We start from the raw sequence: 17,403 nt of genomic DNA on the forward strand, positions 1-17,403 counted from the left end.
TTTTAATCAGCTGCCATACAGCGCCAGCGCCCAGGCTGGCGGGCGCAGTTCCAGCGCCAGGGTCAGGTAAGCGGGATCGAAGCGCGCCGCCAGCAAATACACATTGGCGGCGCCCTTCGGCTCCCAATTCCCCGTAAAGCCCTTTTCGCCGGCCGCCACGCGCTTGCGGTCGAAGGGCACGGCGCTTTTCGCGAATTCCTCGTGCGTCTTTTTGCCCTGCGCGTACGGCGCCAGCCAGGCCAGCGCCTCGGCCAGGCGCCGCGCTTCCGGCGCGCCATACCAGTCGTCGCCATGCGCCTGCGCCATCAGGGCCGTCGTCAGCAGCGGCTCCAGGCTGTAGGTGGTGTAGTGCAGGGCGTCGCGCTGCTCGAAGTCGAAGGGCACGCCACCGGCGCCGATATTGCGCGGCACGTGCGCCAGGAAGCGCTCTTTCGCGCGCGCGATCAGGAGTGAGTCGCCCGTCACGTACGCGGCGGCCGTGCCGATCTTGATGCGGTGGCTGTGCCAGTTGTTGCGCGCCGTGGACGGGCCGCCCACCTTGATGGGATCACTCAGATAGCCGTTCGCCAGGGTGCGGCAAAACGCCTGCACCTGTTCGCGCTCGACGCCGTTCAAGCGTTCCTGCACCAGGTCAAAACCCATCAGCAGGCTGGCCAGCTCCGTCTCGTCGACGGGGCCGAACGAGGGTGCATAGCTGCCGGTCCAGGCCAGCAGCAGCTGGCGCGCCGCCTCGAAATGCGCCATCTCGCCCGACAGCCGCCAGGCCAGGGCCTGCAAGCGCGCCTGGCGCCAGTCTTCCTGCGCCTGCTGGCTGGTCTCGCGCCCGCCCTCTCCCTTCAGCAAGCCGCCCGTGCGCACTTCGGCCATCAGATGCACGGGCCGCGCCGCATCCTTGCGCGCCGCCTTGAGCACCTGTTCGGCAATGGCCGGCGCCACCTGCGCCTTGAGCGTGCGGGCCCGCGCGGCGGAGGTCAGCGCAAACGGCAGCGGGCCGTCGTGCGGGCGCGGCGCCGCGCGCAAGCCAACCAGGGGAAGTGCCAGCAGGCCGGCCAGCAGCGTGCGCCGGCGGATCAGGTGCGCACTCAAAACCGCGTCTCCCGCGCCGCGCGCAAGAAATTATCGAGGATGGGCGTGCAATCGAGCAGCTCGACGCCGCCCGCCGAATGGAATTCCGGATGCCACTGCAAGCCCATGACAAAGCGCGCCCGCTGGTAGCGGATGGCTTCGACGATATTGTCCCCTTGCGAATACGCTTCCACGGTGACGTCGCGTCCCAGGTCCTTGACCGACTGATGATGGATGGAATTGACGAGCGCCTCGCCCGCCTTCGGGAACATGCCCGCCAGTGACGAGCCTTTCGGGAAGACGATGGTGTGGCGGTGGCGGTCATACAGGTCGTTCACGTGCGAGGCGGCGCCTTCCACGTCGGAGGCGATGTCCTGGTACAGGGTGCCGCCAAAGCCCACGTTGATCAGTTGACAGCCGCGGCATATGCCCAGCACGGGCTTGCCCGCATCGACGAATTCGTGCAGCAGCTCCAGTTCGTACAGGTCGCGCGCGCGGTCGCCGTTCCATTCAGGCCGCGTGGCAGCCTCGGAATACGTCTGCGGCGAGACGTCGGCGCCGCCCTGCAGCACCAGGCCATCGAGGTGGCGCGCATAGTGGCGCAAGGTGATGTTACTCGGATGTAGCTGGCCGCTCGTATTGACGGTCGGGATCATGAACACCAGCACGTCGCGCGACATGACCCACTGGGCGATCGACTCTTCCAGGTATTGCAGGTTCTTGCTGCGCAGGCCAGTGGCGCCCGGCTCCGGATGGAAAATGCGCGCCGATATACCGATGCGCAGGGTGCGCCGCATGAAATCGCGGCTGGCCTTGTCGCGCATGGAGCGGTAGCGCGACGAGATCACCCGCCAGGCCAGCGCCAGCGGCGTATCGTTGTCCTTCAGGTAGCGGGGGGCGGCGTCGCGCGCACGGTGCTCGTCATCGGGCGCCCGGCGGCCGACCCTGTCGGGCCGCGCCGGTGCCGGTTCTGGCGCCGCTGGGTCGGTGGACGGGGGCTGCTGGGGATCTTTTTCGTCTGACATGGCGGGGCTGACTGAAAGCGGAGAACGGTTTCAATATAAACCCCCGCCTCCGAAAGCACGATTCAATTTTGTAACAAAAGCGTACTCGCGGGGCATTCACGCAACAGCCGGACGCCCGGCGCATACGATCCGTTTACGGTGGCGGCCCCGCTTTTTAGAGAATCTTTACGCCCCCGCTGCTAATCTTGAACGTATCTCAACCACCGCTGCAGAGCCACCATGGAACCCCATTCACGCCTGTCCCCACGTCACGCGCTGCCCCACCGCCATCCCCGCCTGCCCACCTTCCTCATGCACATCACGGTCGACAAAGCCTGCCTGGCCGAGCTGCGCCAGCTGGTCGTCAAAACGTGCGGCGGCATGCTGTCGTTCATGCGCGTCGAGGCGGTTGACCACGCCGAACGCATGAAAGTCTGGCTGTGCGTGACGGAACCTGCCCTGCGCCTGACGATGGACGCCGTCATGCGCCTGCTGCCGGCGGCGGAATTTGGCCGCATCAGCCAGGGGAAATCGCTATGAACCAGTATGCCTGCGACCAGGCGATGTCCTCAATGCGCATCACCGCGCACTTCCAGGGCATCTGGGTGCCGATGGTCACGCCCTTCCTTGATGACGATGGCGGCATCGACTTCGACGCCGCACAGCGGCTCGCGTGCGAGCTGGCCGCCAGCGGCATCGATGGCCTCGTGGTGTGCGGCACCACGGGCGAAGCGGCCATGCTGAGCGCCGCCGAACAGACCATGCTGCTCGACAGCGTGCTCGAAGCCGTCGGTCCCCGCTTCCCCGTCGTCATGGGCATAGGCGGCAGCGATACGCGCAAGGTCGTCGCCACGGTGCAGCGCTACAACGACCATCCGCTGGCCGGCCTGCTGGTCTCCGCACCCGCCTATGTGCGCCCTTCGCAGGACGGCATCGTGCGCCACTTCCAGGCCATCGCCGGCGCCACCGACCAGTCCATCGTGCTGTACAACGTGCCGGCCCGCACGGGCGTCAATATCGAACCGCGGACGGCCGCCCTGCTGGCGCGCGACTCGCACTTCGTCGCCATCAAGGAAGCGGGCGGCAAGCTGCAGCAGCTGGGCGAACTGCTGCTCGACACGCGCCTGGACGTCTTGTGCGGCGACGATGCGCTGCTGCTGGCCAGCCTGTCCATGGGCGGCCACGGCGCCATGTCGGCCGCCGCCCAGGTGCGCCCCGACCTGTATGCGCAGCTGTACCACCTCATCAAGCAGGGCCGCCACGGCGCCGCCGGTGCCCTGTTCAAGACCATGCTGCCCGTCATTCGCCTGCTGTTTGCCGAACCGAATCCCGCTCCCGTCAAAGCAACGCTGGCCATGCAGGGCAAGGTGCGCGGCGCCTTGCGCCTGCCGATGACGCCCATGTCTTCCGCCGGCCAGGACGCCCTGGCCGCGGCACTCGAGCCCCTGATGGAACTGCCCGCATGGACGGCCAGCGAGAAGGAGGAAGCACGCGAAGGCTGCCTGCTGCAGCTGGTCTCCCCTGCCAACATCATGCCAGCCGTGCGCCAAGATGATCATCGCCATCACGGATGAACGCGGGGGGATGGAGAAATCCATCCTGGCCGGGCGGCTGGCCGCCTCGCGCGCGCTGGCCGGCCGCAAGGTCTTGCTGCTCGATGCCGATCCGCGCCAGGGCGCCATGGAGCAAGCCATGAATATGCACGACGGCGCCATGCGCGGCAGCCTGACGCGGCCGCGCCTGATGGCGCGCGCCATCAGCGCCAAGGGCTTGCAGCCGGAGCTGGAACACCTGGTGCACTGCTACCACGACATCGTCATCGACAGCGAAGGCCGCGATTCCATGGGCAGCCGTTCGGCCCTGATCGCCGCGCGCGTGCTGGTGGTACCGCTCGACGGCGTCATCGACGCCGCCGCGCAATCAGGCCTGGCGCGCCGCATCGCGCACGCGTGCAGCGTCAATCCCGGCCTGCGTGTGCTGCTGGCAGCGGACACGCAAGCGGCGCCCGCCCATGACCTGGCGGCGCAAATTCCCGCCGCCCGCGTGGTCAGCCTGGGGCAGCTGTACTGCGCCGTTTTCGATAACCATCAGCGCGCAGCATAGCTCTCGACAGCTGGGGTCAGACCCGAAGGGTCTGACCCCGTGGCGCAAAAAAGGCGGCGCATGCGCCGCCTCTTCCTCTGTCAATTAAAACGTCTTGCTGACCGTCAGCTGCAGCGCCGTCTTGCCCATGAATTTGCCATTCACGGGCGAGGCATAGGCGGATTTGCCCGCGTTCGTGCCGATCACGGCCAGTGCACCCGAAACAAAACCGAAGTCGCGCGTGACGCCCACTTTCCAGTCCGTGTAGCTTGATGCGTCATTGTTCTTGACCTTCTGGTGGCCTGCGTGCAGGTTGCCGGTCCAGCCGTTCGTCAGGTCGATATTCGCGCCGATGTCCAGGTAGCCGCTGTTCTTGCTGTTGACGATGCCGAACAGGTTCGAGACGGCGTGCGAATACTTGACGTAGGCGGGGCCATACGACAACTGGCCGTAGACTTCCTGCGTGTCCGCGTCGGCCAGGCCGGCGACATGCTTCAAGCCGTTGTCCGCGTACACATAGGCGAGCACGCCCACGTCATAGCCGACATCGCTGCCCAACTGGCCGCGCTTGCCCGCATACAGGTCCACTTCCACGCCGCCGCTGCCGCCCGCGTCCTTGGTCCACTTGATGGTGGAGGCCCAGGCGCCCGCATACAGGCCCGTCGGATTGTTGACGTAGTCGACGCCACCCTGCAGCGCCGGCTTCAAACGCGTCTGCGAAATGCCACGATAACGGTAGTCGGACACGCCGGCCACGTTGAAGCTCACTTCATTATCGGGCTTGGCCTCGTCCGCGTGGGCCAGGCTGCCCGTCAAGGCTGTGGCGACGGCAAGTGCAAGTAGCATTTTGTTCATGGTTTTTCTTCTTCATCGGTGGTATGGGCCTTTGCCAACATGGCGCAGCTGGCCCGCCGCTGCAAAATTTTGGGTAAAGCGTCCCCCTGGTGCGCGCGGCGCCTGTTTTCAAACAGGGGGCATAAAAGGTCTTAGAGCGGCAGCAACAGCCGGTAGCCGACGGCCGTTTCCGTCAGCAGGTACTGCGGCTGGGCCGGATCGGCTTCCAGCTTCTGGCGCAGATGGCCCATGTAGATGCGCAGGTAGTGGCCGTTTTCACTGTTCGACGGCCCCCACACTTCGCGCAGCAGCTGCGGATTGGTGACCACCCTGCCCGCGTTTTTCACGAGCACGGACAGCAAACGGAATTCCGTCGGCGTCATGTGCACCAGCTGCCTGTTGCGCGTCACCAGCCGGTCCTTCAGGTCGACGCGCACGTCGCCGAACTGCACCACGCCGTCGTCGCTGGCGGCAGGCTGGCGCTGGCGGCGCAGGGTGGCGCGCACGCGGGCCAGCAATTCGCCCACGCCGAACGGCTTGCTCAGATAGTCGTCCGCGCCCGCGTCGAGCGCACGGATCTTGTCCTGCTCGTCGACGCGCGCCGACAGCACGATGATGGGCACGGCCGACCATTTGCGGATGTCGGCGATGAAATCGATGCCGTCGCCATCGGGCAGCCCCAGGTCCAGCACGATCAGGTCGGGCCGGCGCGTGCCCGCATCGATCAAGCCCCGCTGCATGGTGGCCGATTCGAAAATCTGCCAGCCCTCGTCTTCCAGCGCGGCGCGCACGAAGCGGCGGATCTGCGGTTCATCCTCGACCAGCAAGGCGGTGGCGGAAGGTTCGTTCATATTGGTTTTCCTGTTTCAAAGTCGTTCGCGTCATCGAGTTCGAGCTCCGGCGGCGCCGGGGGCGTGCCCAGCGGCAGGCTGAAGACGATGGCGGCGCCCTGTCCCGGCGCGTGCGGCTGCGCGTGGATGGTGCCGCCGTGGGCTTCGACGATGGCGCGGCAAATGGCCAGCCCCAGCCCGACACCCGGCTTGTTCGATTCGCGCTCGCCGCGCGTGAATTTTTCAAAGATGGCTTCTTCGCGGCCGGGCGGCAAGCCCGGGCCGTCATCCAGCACCGTTACCTGCAAAAACTGGCCATGCACCCCGGCCGCGACCGTGATGGTGCTGCCGGGCGGCGTGTACTTGGCCGCGTTTTCCAGCAGGTTGCACAGCACGCGCTCGACCAGCACGGCGTCGTAGCGCACCAGCGGCAAGTCCGGCGCCAGCTGCGTCAGCACGGCATGCTGCTGCAATTGCGGGCCGCTGGCGCGCAGCGCGCTGCCCACCACTTCTTCCAGCGCCTGCCATTGCAGATTCAGGCGTACCTGGCCGCTCTCGATGCGCGCCATGTCCAGCAAGTTCGCCACCAGGGCGCTCATGCGCACGGTTTCGGACTGCAGCGAGCGCGCCATGTCCAGCTGCGCGGGCGACAGCGCAGGCCGGGACAAAGCCAGCGATTCGGCCAGCCCCACCAGCGACGTCAAAGGGGTGCGCAAGTCGTGCGACAGGGCCGCCAGCAGCGAATTGCGCAGCCGCTCGGACTCCATCTGCAGCAGCGCGCCCTGGGCCACGTCGATGTAGTGCACGCGCTCGAGCGCGATGGCCGCCAGGGCGGCAAAGGTATCGAGGTGCTGGCGCTGTTCCGGCACCAGCAGCCAGCGTCCGCGCTGCGCGCCCTCGAGCGGCAGCAGCGCCAGCACGCCGCGCGTGCGCATCGGTGCGATCAGCGGCAGGTAGAAAATGGGCGACGCCGGCAAGGTATCGGTGCCCGTCCCCGCCGCCTGCGCATGGTCGAAGGCCCACTGGGCGATGCCGATATCGAGCGCCTCTCCGCCGTTCGCAGCTTGCAAGCTGCCTTCATCATCGGGCAGCAGCAGGGTGGCGCGTGCGCGGAAAGCCCGTTCGATGGCGCTTTTCGTGATGTCGAAAATCTGCTCCGTCTGCAGCACGCCGGACAGCTCGCGCGAGAATTCATACAGGGCGCGGGCGCGCGCTTCGCGGTGCGAGGCCACGCGCGCCTGGAAGCGCAGGCCCGCCGTCAGGTGGCCCGTGATCAGGCCCACGGCCAGCATCACGCCAAACGTGATCACATACTGGAAATCGCCCACGGCAAACGAGAAACGGGGCGGCACGAAGATGAAATCGAAGCTGGCCACGCCCACCAGGCTGGCCAGCGCCGCCGGCCCGCGCCCCAGGCGCACGGCCACCAGCACCACCGTCAGCAGGGACAGCATGGCGATATTGGCCAGGTCCAGATAGGGCTGCAAGGGGAGCAAGGCAAGGGCCGTGGCCAGGCTGGCGCCGGCGGCCAGGATGTAGCGCCAATGGCGCGATGGCCGGCGCGGCGCTTCCGCATCGTCGCCGGCTGCGCGCCGGGGCGCCGCATCGGCTGGCGGCAAGCCCACTTCGATCAGATCGATATCGGGCGCCAGGCTGGCCATGCGCGCGGCCGGCGGCGCCTGCCACAGGCGCGCCAGCGCATTGAAGTTGGCACGGCCACGGCCCACGATGACTTTCGAGATATTCGCGCTGCGCGCATACTCGACCACGGCGCCGGCGATGTCGGCCGACGGCACGATGGCAGTGCGCGCGCCCAGGTCCTGCGCCAGTTTCAGGGTTTTCAAAATACGCTCGCGCTGGCCCGCCGGCAGGCGCTGCAAACGCGGCGTTTCCACGTACAGCGCATGCCATTCCGCGTTCAGCTGGCTGGCCAGGCGCGCCGTGCTGCGGATCACGTGTTCGCCCCCCGCGTGCGGTCCCACGCAGGCCAGCAGCGCGGCGCCCGTCTTCCACACGGGATTGATCGATTTTTCGACACGGTACGCTTGCACGTCGTCCTGCACCCGGTCCGCCGTGCGGCGCAAGGCCAATTCGCGCAAGGCGATCAGATTGCCCTTGCGGAAAAAATGCTGCGACGCGCGCTCGGCCTGCAGCGGTTGATACACCTTGCCCTGCTTCAGGCGGCGCAGCAGTTCGTCGGCGGGGATATCGACCAGCACCACTTCGTCGGCGCGGTCGAATACCGTGTCGGGCAGGGTTTCGGCCACGCGCACGCCCGTGATCCCGCCCACCACGTCGTTCAGGCTTTCCAGGTGCTGCACGTTCACGGTCGACAGCACGTCGATGCCGGCCGCCAGCAATTCCTCGACATCCTGCCAGCGTTTCGGATGGCGCGAACCGGCCACGTTCGAGTGGGCCAGTTCATCCATCAGTATCAACGACGGCGCGCGGCGCAACGCTTCGTCGAGGTCGAACTCGTACAGGGTCTTGCCCCGGTACTCGATGGCCTTCAGGGGCAGCACGGGCAAGCCGTCCAGCTGGGCCGCCGTATCCTGGCGCCCATGCGTCTCCACCACGCCCACCAGCAAGTCCTGGCCATCGGCCAGCAGCTTACGGGCGGCGGCCAGCATCGCATAGGTCTTGCCGACACCGGCCGAAGCGCCAAAATAAATGCGCAGCCGGCCGCGCGCGGCTTTCTTTTCCTGCGCCTGCACTTGCGCCAGCAGGGCATCAGGGTCGGGGCGTTGGCTGTCGTTGGGGAGCATGGGCATCTTTTAATTGTCGATTAGCCCAAGAACAAGGGCTGGGGTCAGGCCCGACGGGTCTGACCCCGGTATCATCTTACTTTGCAGCCGCATCGAGCGCCAGATTCAGTTCCAGCACATTCACGCGCGGTTCGCCGAAAAAGCCGATATACGCGGTCTTCTGCACCTTGGCGATGGCGTTTTCCACCTGCGCCAGCGGCATGGCGCGCACGCGGGCCACGCGCGGCGCCTGGTACAGGGCGCCGGCCAGGCTGATTTCCGGATCCAGGCCGCTGCCCGACGCCGTCACCAGGTCGACGGGAATCGGATTGCGGTTACCCGGGTCGACTTCCTTCAGGGCGGCGATGCGCGCCTTGACGGCGTCCACCAGGGCCGGATTGGTCGGTCCCTGGTTGGAGCCGCCCGAACCGGCGCCGTTGTTCGCCATCGGCGCGGTGGCCGATGGACGGCCCCAGAAATACTTGGGCGAGGTGAAGGACTGGCCGATCAGGGACGAGCCGACAGGTTTTCCGCCACGCTCGACGATGCTGCCGTTGACTTCATCGTTGAAAGCCAGCTGTCCGATGCCGGTCGCGGCGAAGGGGTAGACAACGCCACAGATCACGGTCAGCGCGGCAAACAGGACCAGGGCGGGACGTACGATGGTGCTCATGATGGTTCCTTTAGACTAAATTGAGTGCGGACAGCAGCATGTCGATCAGCTTGATGCCGATGAAGGGCAGGACGATGCCGCCCAGGCCATAGATCAGCAGGTTGCGGCGCAACAGGCTGGCCGCGCCGATGGCCCGGTATTGCACGCCCTTGAGCGCCAGCGGAATCAGCACGACGATGATCAGGGCATTGAAAATCACGGCCGACATGATGGCCGACGCGGGGCTGGCCAGGTGCATGATGTCCAGCGCCTTCAATTGCGGATAAGTGCCCACGAAGGCGGCCGGGATGATGGCGAAGTACTTGGCGATGTCGTTCGAGATCGAGAACGTCGTCAGCGAGCCGCGCGTCATCAGCATCTGCTTGCCGATTTCAACGATTTCCAGCAGCTTGGTCGGATTCGAATCGAGGTCGACCATATTGCCCGCCTCCTTGGCCGCCTGCGTGCCCGAGTTCATGGCCACGGCCACGTCGGCCTGGGCCAGCGCGGGCGCATCGTTGGTGCCGTCGCCCGTCATCGCCACCAGGCGGCCTTCGGACTGGTAGCTGCGTATCAGTTTGAGCTTGTCTTCCGGCGTCGCTTCGGCGAGGAAATCGTCCACGCCCGCTTCGGCGGCAATGGCGGCCGCCGTCAGCTTGTTGTCGCCCGTGATCATGACGGTCTTGATGCCCATGCGGCGCAGTTCCGCGAAGCGCTCCTTGATGCCGCCCTTGACGATATCCTTCAGTTCCACGGCGCCCATGACACGGCCATCGTCGACCACCACCAGCGGCGTGCTGCCGCGGCGCGCGATGTCGTCGACGGCGCGCGCCACTTCATCGGGATACGGCTGGCCCAGCGCTTCCACATACTTTTTCATGGAATCGGCCGCGCCCTTGCGCAGCTGGCGCACCTGCTGCTCGCCCGCGATATCGACGCCGCTCATGCGCGTTTGCGCCGTGAAGGGCACGAAGGTGGCGTGCAGGCTGGCCATCTCGCGTTCGCGGATGTTGAACTTCTGCTTGGCCAGCACGACGATGCTACGCCCTTCCGGCGTTTCATCGGCCAGCGAAGCCAGCTGCGCCGCGTCGGCCAGCTGCTGCTCCGTCACGCCGGGAGCCGGCACGAAGCTCGACGCCTGGCGGTTGCCCAGGGTGATGGTGCCCGTTTTATCGAGCAGCAACACGTCGACGTCGCCGGCCGCTTCCACGGCGCGGCCCGACGTGGCGATCACATTGGCCTGCATCATGCGGCTCATGCCGGCCACGCCGATGGCGGACAACAGACCGCCGATGGTGGTCGGGATCAGGCATACGAGCAACGCGATCAGCACCGTGATCGTCACGGGCGTGCCACTGCCGGCCGCCGCCACGGAAAACAGCGAATACGGCAGCAGGGTCACGGTGACGATCAGGAAGACGATCGACAGGGCCACCAGCAGAATCGTCAGGGCGATCTCGTTCGGCGTCTTCTGGCGCTTGGCGCCTTCGACCATGGCGATCATGCGGTCGATGAAGGCTTCTCCGGGATTGACGGAGACGCGCACCAGCAGCCAGTCCGACAGCACGCGGGTGCCGCCCGTGACGGCGGAAAAGTCGCCGCCCGACTCGCGGATGACGGGCGCCGATTCGCCCGTGATGGCGCTTTCGTCGACGGAAGCCACGCCCGCCGTCACTTCGCCGTCGGCGGGAATCACGTCACCGGCTTCGACCAGCACCGTCATGCCTTTGCGCAGATCGGTGGCCGGCGTGGGCAGCCAGGAGGTGCCGTATTTTGGCGTCTGCATTTTCTTTGCCATCACCGTCTGCTTGAGGGCGCGCAGCGAGGCCGCCTGCGCCTTGCTGCGGCCTTCGGCCAGCGCTTCGGCAAAGTTCGCGAACAGCACGGTAAACCACAGCCACACGGCGACGGCGACGATGAAGCCGAACGGCGCTTCGCCCTGGCCACCGCTGATCCCGGCCTGGGTCGCCAGCAGGGTCGTGATGATGCTGCCCACGTAGACGACGAACATCACGGGGCTGCGCCACTGCGTGCGGGGGTCGAGTTTTTTGAACGCATCGACGACGGCGGGGCCGATCAGTGCGGAATCGAACAAGGTCAGGCTTGTGCGTGACATTTTATTAGCCTCTGGTGAAAAGTTGCAGGTGTTCGACGATCGGGCCCAGGGCCAGCGCGGGAACGTAATTCAATACACCGACGAGCACGACGACGCCGATCAGCAGGCCGATGAACATGGGGCCGTGCGTGGGCATGGTGCCGGCATTGGCCGACAGGCGCTGCTTGGCCGCCAGCGAACCGGCCACCGCCAGCACGGGCACGATCACGCCGAAACGGCCGAACCACATGGCGATCGCCAGCATCACGTTGTAGAACGGCGTGTTGGCGGACAGGCCCGCAAACGCGCTGCCGTTGTTGTTGGCGGCCGACGTGAAGGCATACAGGATTTCGGAAAAGCCATGCGCGCCCGGGTTGGCCACGCCGATCTTGCCCGGTTCGACCATCACGGCGATCGCCGTACCCGTCAAGACCAGGGCTGGCGTAATCAGGATGGCCAGCGACACCATCTTCATTTCATAGGCCTGGATTTTCTTGCCCAGGTATTCAGGCGTGCGCCCTATCATCAGGCCGGCGATGAAAACGGCCAGGATGGCGAACATCAGCATGCCGTACAGGCCCGTGCCCACGCCGCCGAAAATCACTTCGCCGAACTGCATCAGCAGCAGCGGCACCATGCCGCCCAAGGGCATGTAGGAGTCGTGCATGGAGTTGACGGCGCCGCACGATGCGGCCGTCGTCACCGCCGCGAACAGGGTCGAGGAGCTGATGCCGAAGCGCGTTTCCTTGCCTTCCATATTGCCGCCCGATTGCAGGCTGCTGGCCTGCTGGTCCACGCCCAGCGCTTGCAGGGCGGGATTGGCCTGCTGCTCGGCGCTCATCACGCCGGCCGACATGACGACGAAGATCAGGGTCATGGCGGCCAGCACGGCCCACCCCTGGCGCAGGTCGCCCACCATGCTGCCGAAGGTGAAACACAGGCCGGCGGGGATGATGAAGATGGCCAGCATCTGCAGGAAGTTCGACAGCACGGTGGGGTTTTCATACGGATGCGAGGAATTGGCGTTGAAGAAGCCGCCGCCATTCGTGCCCAGCAGCTTGATCGATTCCTGCGACGCGACGGGGCCCATGGCGATCGTCTGCGTCGTCGCCACTTGCGCTTCCATCACGGGCTTGCCGGCAGTGTCCAGCACGGGCTGGCCGTCGGCCGTCAGCTTCGGCGTTTCATACGCCACGTGGTCGAGCAGGGTCACCTCCTTGTAGGCGGAAAAATTCTGGATCATGCCTTCGCCCATGAAGACGACGGACAGGGCCAGGGACAGCGGCAGCAGGATATACAGGGTCGAGCGCACCAGGTCGACCCAGAAATTGCCGATCGATTTGCCCGAGCGCGAGGCGAAGCCGCGCACCAGCGCGAAGATCACGGCGATGCCGGTGGCCGCCGAAAAGAAGTTCTGGCACGCCATGCCCAGCATCTGGGTCAGGTAGCTCATGGTCTGTTCGCCGCCGTAGCCCTGCCAGTTGGTATTGGCGACGAAGCTGACGGTGGTATTGAACGAGGAATCGGGGCTGACGGCGCCCAGGCCCTGTGGATTCAACGGTAAAAAGCCCTGCAGGCGCTGCAGGCCGTAGACGAAGACCGCGCCCACGGTGTTAAAGACGATCAGGGCGATGGCATAGCTTTTCCAGCCCATGGCCTTGTCGGCGGGCAGGCCGGACCAGCGGTACAGCAGGTTTTCCAGCTTTTGCAGCCAGCCCAGGCCGCGTACGGGCGCATCGCCGGCCACCTTGGCCATGTACAGGCCCAGCGGATAGCCGGCGGCCAGCAGCACGGCCAGGAAAGCCACCAATAACAGTATCGATTGCGTCGTCATCACAGTTCCTCCGCCTTCAGCAGCGCCACCAGCAGGTACACGAGCAGGCCAGCCGAGACGACGGCGCCCAGCACATAAAACGCGTTCATTTGACGCTCCCTAATTTGTCGCAGGCGACGGCAAAGCCGGCCGCCAGGACGAAAAACACGGCAATCAAGCCGAGATACACGAGATCCATTCCCACCCTCATTCAGGTTTGTTTTGATAGTGAGCAGATTAGCCAAAAGGGTCTAAAAAATTCGTAAAGACTGGGGAGGCGGCTGTAAACAAGATGTAAAAACGGGGGCTTTACCGCATAAAATCCAGCACAATTGGCGCAAAACCACGCGCGCGGCGCACCGTTGTTGCCTTGGAGTAGCGCTATTGCCCGCCGATCAAGATAGAATGCGCGAGCGTCCGCACAAGGACGCCTGGCCTGCCGCACTGCCCTCCCCCAGTGACGCCGGACGGGATATACTGTATATTCATACAGTTATCGCCGCCGCTGTCATTGCGCCCGCAGTGCCCTGGCCAGGCGTTCCAACCACTGTCTTTACTTAGCTTGAACACGTATGGCCACTAAAAAACCAGCATCCGACTACAGCGAATCATCCATCCGTGTCCTGAAAGGACTGGAACCCGTCAAGCAGCGCCCGGGGATGTACACCCGCACTGAAAATCCGCTGCACATCATTCAGGAAGTGATCGACAATGCCTCCGACGAGGCGCTGGGCGGTCATTGCACGCATATCGCCGTCACGCAAAACACGGATGGCAGCATCACCGTGGAAGACAATGGCCGCGGCATCCCCGTCGGCCTGCACCCGGAAGAAGGCGTGCCGACCGTGGAAATCGTGTTTACAAGGCTGCATGCGGGCGGCAAGTTCGACAAGGGTTCGGGCGGCGCCTACGCGTTCTCGGGCGGCTTGCATGGCGTCGGCGTATCCGTCACCAATGCGCTGTCCTCGCGCCTGGAAATCACCGTCTGGCGCAAGGAAAGCGACGGCAATGGCTTGCACCACATGGTGTTTGCGCATGGCGACGTGATCGAACCCCTGAATTCCCGTCCCGCCCCGCGCGACGGGAAGAAGTCGGGCACGCGCGTCACGGCCTGGCCCGATGCAAAATACTTTGATTCGCCGAACATCTCGCAAACGGAACTGCAACGCCTGCTGCGCTCGAAAGCCGTGCTGCTGCCGGGCGTCACCGTCACCTTGACCAACGCGAAAACGGGCGACACGCAGACCTGGCAGTATGCGGAAGGCTTGCGCGGCTACCTGACCGAAACGCTGGCGCAGGTATCGAATGGCGAAACCCTGATTCCCCTGTTCGAAGGCGCGCAGTACGCGGGCCCGGACTCGGAAGGCTTTGCCGAAGGCGAAGGCGCGGCCTGGGTGGTCGCATGGACGGAAGAAGGCGCCATCGTGCGCGAATCGTACGTCAACCTCATTCCCACCTCGAATGGCGGCACGCACGAATCGGGCTTGCGCGACGGCCTGTTCGGCGCCGTGAAAAACTTCGTCGAAATGCACTCGCTGCTGCCCAAGGGCGTGAAGCTGCTGCCCGAAGACGTGTTTGCGCGCGCCTCCTTCGTGCTGTCGGCGAAAGTGCTGGACCCGCAATTCCAGGGCCAGATCAAGGAGCGCCTGAACTCGCGCGACGCCGTGCGCCTCGTCTCGACCTTCACCAAGCCGCCGCTGGAACTGTGGCTGAACCAGCACGTCGACTACGGCAAGAAGCTGGCCGAACTCGTGATCAAGCAGGCGCAGTCGCGCCAGCGTTCGCTGCAAAAAGTGGAAAAGAAAAAATCGTCGGGCGTCGCCGTCCTGCCCGGCAAGCTGACCGACTGCGAATCGTCGGACATCGCGCGCAATGAACTGTTCCTCGTCGAGGGCGACTCGGCGGGCGGTTCGGCCAAGATGGGCCGCGACAAGGAATTCCAGGCGATTCTGCCCCTGCGCGGCAAGGTCTTGAACTCGTGGGAGACGGACCGCGACCGCCTGTTCGCCAATAACGAAATCCACGATATCGCCGTGGCCATCGGCGTCGATCCGCACAGCGTGGGCGATACACCCGACCTGTCCGGCCTGCGCTACGGCAAGATCTGCATCCTGTCCGACGCGGACGTGGACGGCTCGCACATCCAGGTACTGCTGCTGACCTTGTTCTTCAAGCACTTCCCTGCCCTGATCAACAAGGGCCACATCTGCATCGCCCGCCCGCCTTTGTACCGGGTCGACGCGCCCGCGCGCGGCAAGAAGCCGATCCAGAAAATCTATGCGCTCGACGATGGCGAACTGGTGGCCATCGAGGACAAGCTGCGCAAGGAAGGCGTGAAACAGGGCGCCTGGTCGATCTCGCGCTTCAAGGGCCTGGGCGAGATGAACGCGGAGCAGCTGTGGGAAACGACGATGAACCCGGACACGCGCCGTTTGCTGCCCGTGACCTTGGGTGAAGTCGACCACATGGCTTCGGCTTCCCGTTTCAATATGTTGATGGGCAAGGGCGAGGCGGCCGGACGCCGCGCCTGGATCGAGGAACACGGCAATGAGGCGGAGGCGGATATCTGATGATCATCGGCATCGACCTGGGCACCACCAACAGCCTGGTCGCCATCTGGCGCGACGGCAAGGCTGCCATCATCCCGAATGCGCTCGGCGAGCACCTGACGCCATCGTGCGTGAGCATCGATGACGACGGCACCGTGCTGGTGGGCCGCCCCGCGCGCGAACGCCTGCAGACGCACCCGCAGCTGACGGCGGCCGTCTTCAAGCGCTACATGGGCAGTGAAAAGAAGATCGCCCTCGGCACGCAGCAATTCCGCCCGGAAGAACTGTCGTCGATGGTGCTGCGCGCGCTGAAGGAAGATGCCGAAGCCTTTTTGGGTCACAAGGTCGAGGAAGCCATCATCACCGTGCCTGCGTATTTCAGCGATGCGCAGCGCAAGGCCACGCGCATCGCCGGCCAGTTGGCGGGCTTGCGCGTGGAGCGGTTGCTGAACGAGCCGACGGCCGCCGCGCTGGCCTACGGCATCCGCGACAAGGAACAGGAAAGCAAATTCCTCGTCTTCGACCTGGGCGGCGGCACCTTCGACGTGTCGATCCTGGAACTGTTCGAAGGCGTGATGGAAGTGCGCGCCTCGGCCGGCGACAATTTCCTCGGCGGCGAAGACTTCGTCACCGTGCTGGTCGACGCTTTCATGGAAGGCAGCGGCCTGCGCGACGCCGTCGGCAGCCGCCTGCTCGACCCGCGCCAGCAGCAGCTGCTGCGTGACGAGGCCGAGCGCGTCAAGCGACTGCTGTCGGAGCAGCCGTCCGTGCGCATGGCCACGCGCTACCAGGACAGGGAATACAGCTGGGAGATCGGCGAAGACAAGCTGGCGCAATTGTGCGAGCCGCTGCTGGCGCGCCTGCGCCTGCCCGTGGAACGGGCGCTGCGCGACGCCACCATCCGCGCCGCGGAATTGAATGAAGTGGTACTGGCCGGCGGCGCCACGCGCATGCCGCTGGTGCGCAAACTCGTCTCGCGCATGTTCGGCCGCTTCCCCGCCATCCACTTGGATCCGGACGAAGCCGTGGCGCTGGGCGCCGCCGTGCAGGCGGGCCTGAAAATGCGCGACGCGGCCCTGGACGAAGTGGTCATGACGGATGTGGCGCCGTATTCGCTGGGCATTTCGATCTCACGCCAGGTCGGCCCGAACCAGTATGAAGGCGGCCATTACCTGCCCATCATCGAGCGCAATTCCGTGGTGCCCGTCTCGCGCACGGAAAACATCACCACCATCCACGACAACCAGAAGGAAATCAACGTGGCGATCTTCCAGGGCGAGTCGCGCCTGGTGGCCGACAACGTTTTCCTTGGCAAGATCAGCTTCCCGATCCCCGCGAAAAAGGCGGGCGAGATCGGCATCGACGTGCGCTTCACCTATGACATCAGCGGCGTGCTGGAAGCGGAAGTAACGGTGCTGGCCACGCAGGAGCGCCACAAGATGATCATCAGCGACAACGCGGGCGTGATGACGCCGGAACAGATCGAGCAGCGCTTTGCGGAACTGGCCGACCTGAAGATCCACCCGCGCGAGCAGCTGGAAAACCGCACCCTGGTCACGCGCGCCGACCGCCTGTACGAACAGTCGCTGGGCGACGTGCGCCAGTATCTGGCGGCGCACACGGCCAATTTCCAGGCCGCGCTGGAGACGCAGGACCCGAACACCATCCGCAAGGCCCGCCAGGCGCTCGACGAGGTGCTGCGCCAGGTCGAGAGCGAGAGCTTCCTGTAGATGGA

General features: G+C 65.3%; 14 protein-coding genes. 5 read left to right on the top strand and 9 right to left on the bottom strand.

What is annotated here, in order from left to right:
* Nucleotides 1-6 precede the first annotated feature (6 nt).
* Complete coding sequence (locus tag CLU90_RS14840; protein ID WP_100428276.1) at nucleotides 7-1,086, bottom strand: alginate lyase family protein; 1,080 nt, start codon at nucleotides 1,084-1,086, stop codon at nucleotides 7-9.
* Nucleotides 1,083-2,090 (bottom strand): gamma-glutamyl-gamma-aminobutyrate hydrolase family protein, encoded by a 1,008-nt coding sequence (locus CLU90_RS14845; protein WP_092711550.1) that lies wholly within the window; start codon nucleotides 2,088-2,090, stop codon nucleotides 1,083-1,085. Before CLU90_RS14845 ends, CLU90_RS14840 begins: the two co-directional genes overlap by 4 nt.
* A gap of 219 nt (nucleotides 2,091-2,309) precedes the next feature.
* Between CLU90_RS14845 and CLU90_RS14850 the strand changes: the two genes are divergently transcribed.
* The 3 genes from CLU90_RS14850 to CLU90_RS14860 are packed head-to-tail and all read left to right on the top strand — an operon-like array spanning nucleotide 2,310 to nucleotide 4,172.
* The gene (locus tag CLU90_RS14850) at nucleotides 2,310-2,609 is read left to right on the top strand and encodes a hypothetical protein (protein WP_232731206.1); all 300 of its coding nucleotides are present in this window, start codon (nucleotides 2,310-2,312) and stop codon (nucleotides 2,607-2,609) included.
* Nucleotides 2,606-3,643 carry a 4-hydroxy-tetrahydrodipicolinate synthase gene (gene dapA / locus CLU90_RS14855; protein ID WP_100428277.1) on the top strand — a complete coding sequence of 346 codons (1,038 nt, stop codon included), beginning with the start codon at nucleotides 2,606-2,608 and terminating at the stop codon, nucleotides 3,641-3,643. Before CLU90_RS14850 ends, dapA begins: the two co-directional genes overlap by 4 nt.
* Nucleotides 3,621-4,172: a ParA family protein gene (locus tag CLU90_RS14860; RefSeq protein ID WP_100428278.1), complete on the top strand. Its 552-nt coding sequence runs from the start codon at nucleotides 3,621-3,623 to the stop codon at nucleotides 4,170-4,172. The genes dapA and CLU90_RS14860 overlap by 23 nt, the downstream gene beginning before the upstream one ends.
* 84 nt (nucleotides 4,173-4,256) lie before the next feature.
* Here the strand turns inward: CLU90_RS14860 and CLU90_RS14865 are convergent, their stop codons facing one another.
* From CLU90_RS14865 to kdpF, 7 genes are all read right to left on the bottom strand, one after another.
* Nucleotides 4,257-5,006, bottom strand: coding sequence for a TorF family putative porin (locus CLU90_RS14865; protein ID WP_092711556.1), 750 nt, complete (start codon nucleotides 5,004-5,006; stop codon nucleotides 4,257-4,259).
* A gap of 131 nt (nucleotides 5,007-5,137) precedes the next feature.
* Entirely contained in the window at nucleotides 5,138-5,836 is a 699-nt protein-coding gene (gene kdpE, locus CLU90_RS14870; RefSeq protein WP_092711558.1) for a two-component system response regulator KdpE, read from the bottom strand.
* Entirely contained in the window at nucleotides 5,833-8,580 is a 2,748-nt protein-coding gene (locus CLU90_RS14875; RefSeq protein WP_092711560.1) for a DUF4118 domain-containing protein, read from the bottom strand. The genes kdpE and CLU90_RS14875 overlap by 4 nt, the downstream gene beginning before the upstream one ends.
* Nucleotides 8,581-8,656: 76 nt before the next feature.
* A complete protein-coding gene (kdpC, locus tag CLU90_RS14880; protein ID WP_100428279.1) occupies nucleotides 8,657-9,232 on the bottom strand; it encodes a potassium-transporting ATPase subunit KdpC in 576 nt (191 codons plus the stop codon).
* A gap of 10 nt (nucleotides 9,233-9,242) precedes the next feature.
* Nucleotides 9,243-11,327 (bottom strand): potassium-transporting ATPase subunit KdpB, encoded by a 2,085-nt coding sequence (gene kdpB, locus CLU90_RS14885; RefSeq protein ID WP_092711564.1) that lies wholly within the window; start codon nucleotides 11,325-11,327, stop codon nucleotides 9,243-9,245.
* 4 nt (nucleotides 11,328-11,331) lie between these two features.
* A complete protein-coding gene (gene kdpA / locus CLU90_RS14890; RefSeq protein ID WP_092711566.1) occupies nucleotides 11,332-13,140 on the bottom strand; it encodes a potassium-transporting ATPase subunit KdpA in 1,809 nt (602 codons plus the stop codon).
* Entirely contained in the window at nucleotides 13,140-13,229 is a 90-nt protein-coding gene (gene kdpF / locus CLU90_RS14895) for a K(+)-transporting ATPase subunit F (RefSeq protein ID WP_034746483.1), read from the bottom strand. The genes kdpA and kdpF overlap by 1 nt, the downstream gene beginning before the upstream one ends.
* A 462-nt stretch (nucleotides 13,230-13,691) precedes the next feature.
* Between kdpF and CLU90_RS14900 the strand changes: the two genes are divergently transcribed.
* Together CLU90_RS14900 and CLU90_RS14905 are read left to right on the top strand one after the other, a co-directional pair.
* Nucleotides 13,692-15,689 carry a DNA topoisomerase IV subunit B gene (locus CLU90_RS14900; RefSeq protein ID WP_092711568.1) on the top strand — a complete coding sequence of 666 codons (1,998 nt, stop codon included), beginning with the start codon at nucleotides 13,692-13,694 and terminating at the stop codon, nucleotides 15,687-15,689.
* Nucleotides 15,689-17,398: a molecular chaperone HscC gene (locus CLU90_RS14905; RefSeq protein ID WP_100428280.1), complete on the top strand. Its 1,710-nt coding sequence runs from the start codon at nucleotides 15,689-15,691 to the stop codon at nucleotides 17,396-17,398. The genes CLU90_RS14900 and CLU90_RS14905 overlap by 1 nt, the downstream gene beginning before the upstream one ends.
* The last annotated feature ends 5 nt before the right edge of the window (nucleotides 17,399-17,403 follow it).

Source organism: Janthinobacterium sp. 67, from assembly GCF_002797895.1.
Lineage (GTDB): Bacteria > Pseudomonadota > Gammaproteobacteria > Burkholderiales > Burkholderiaceae_D > Janthinobacterium.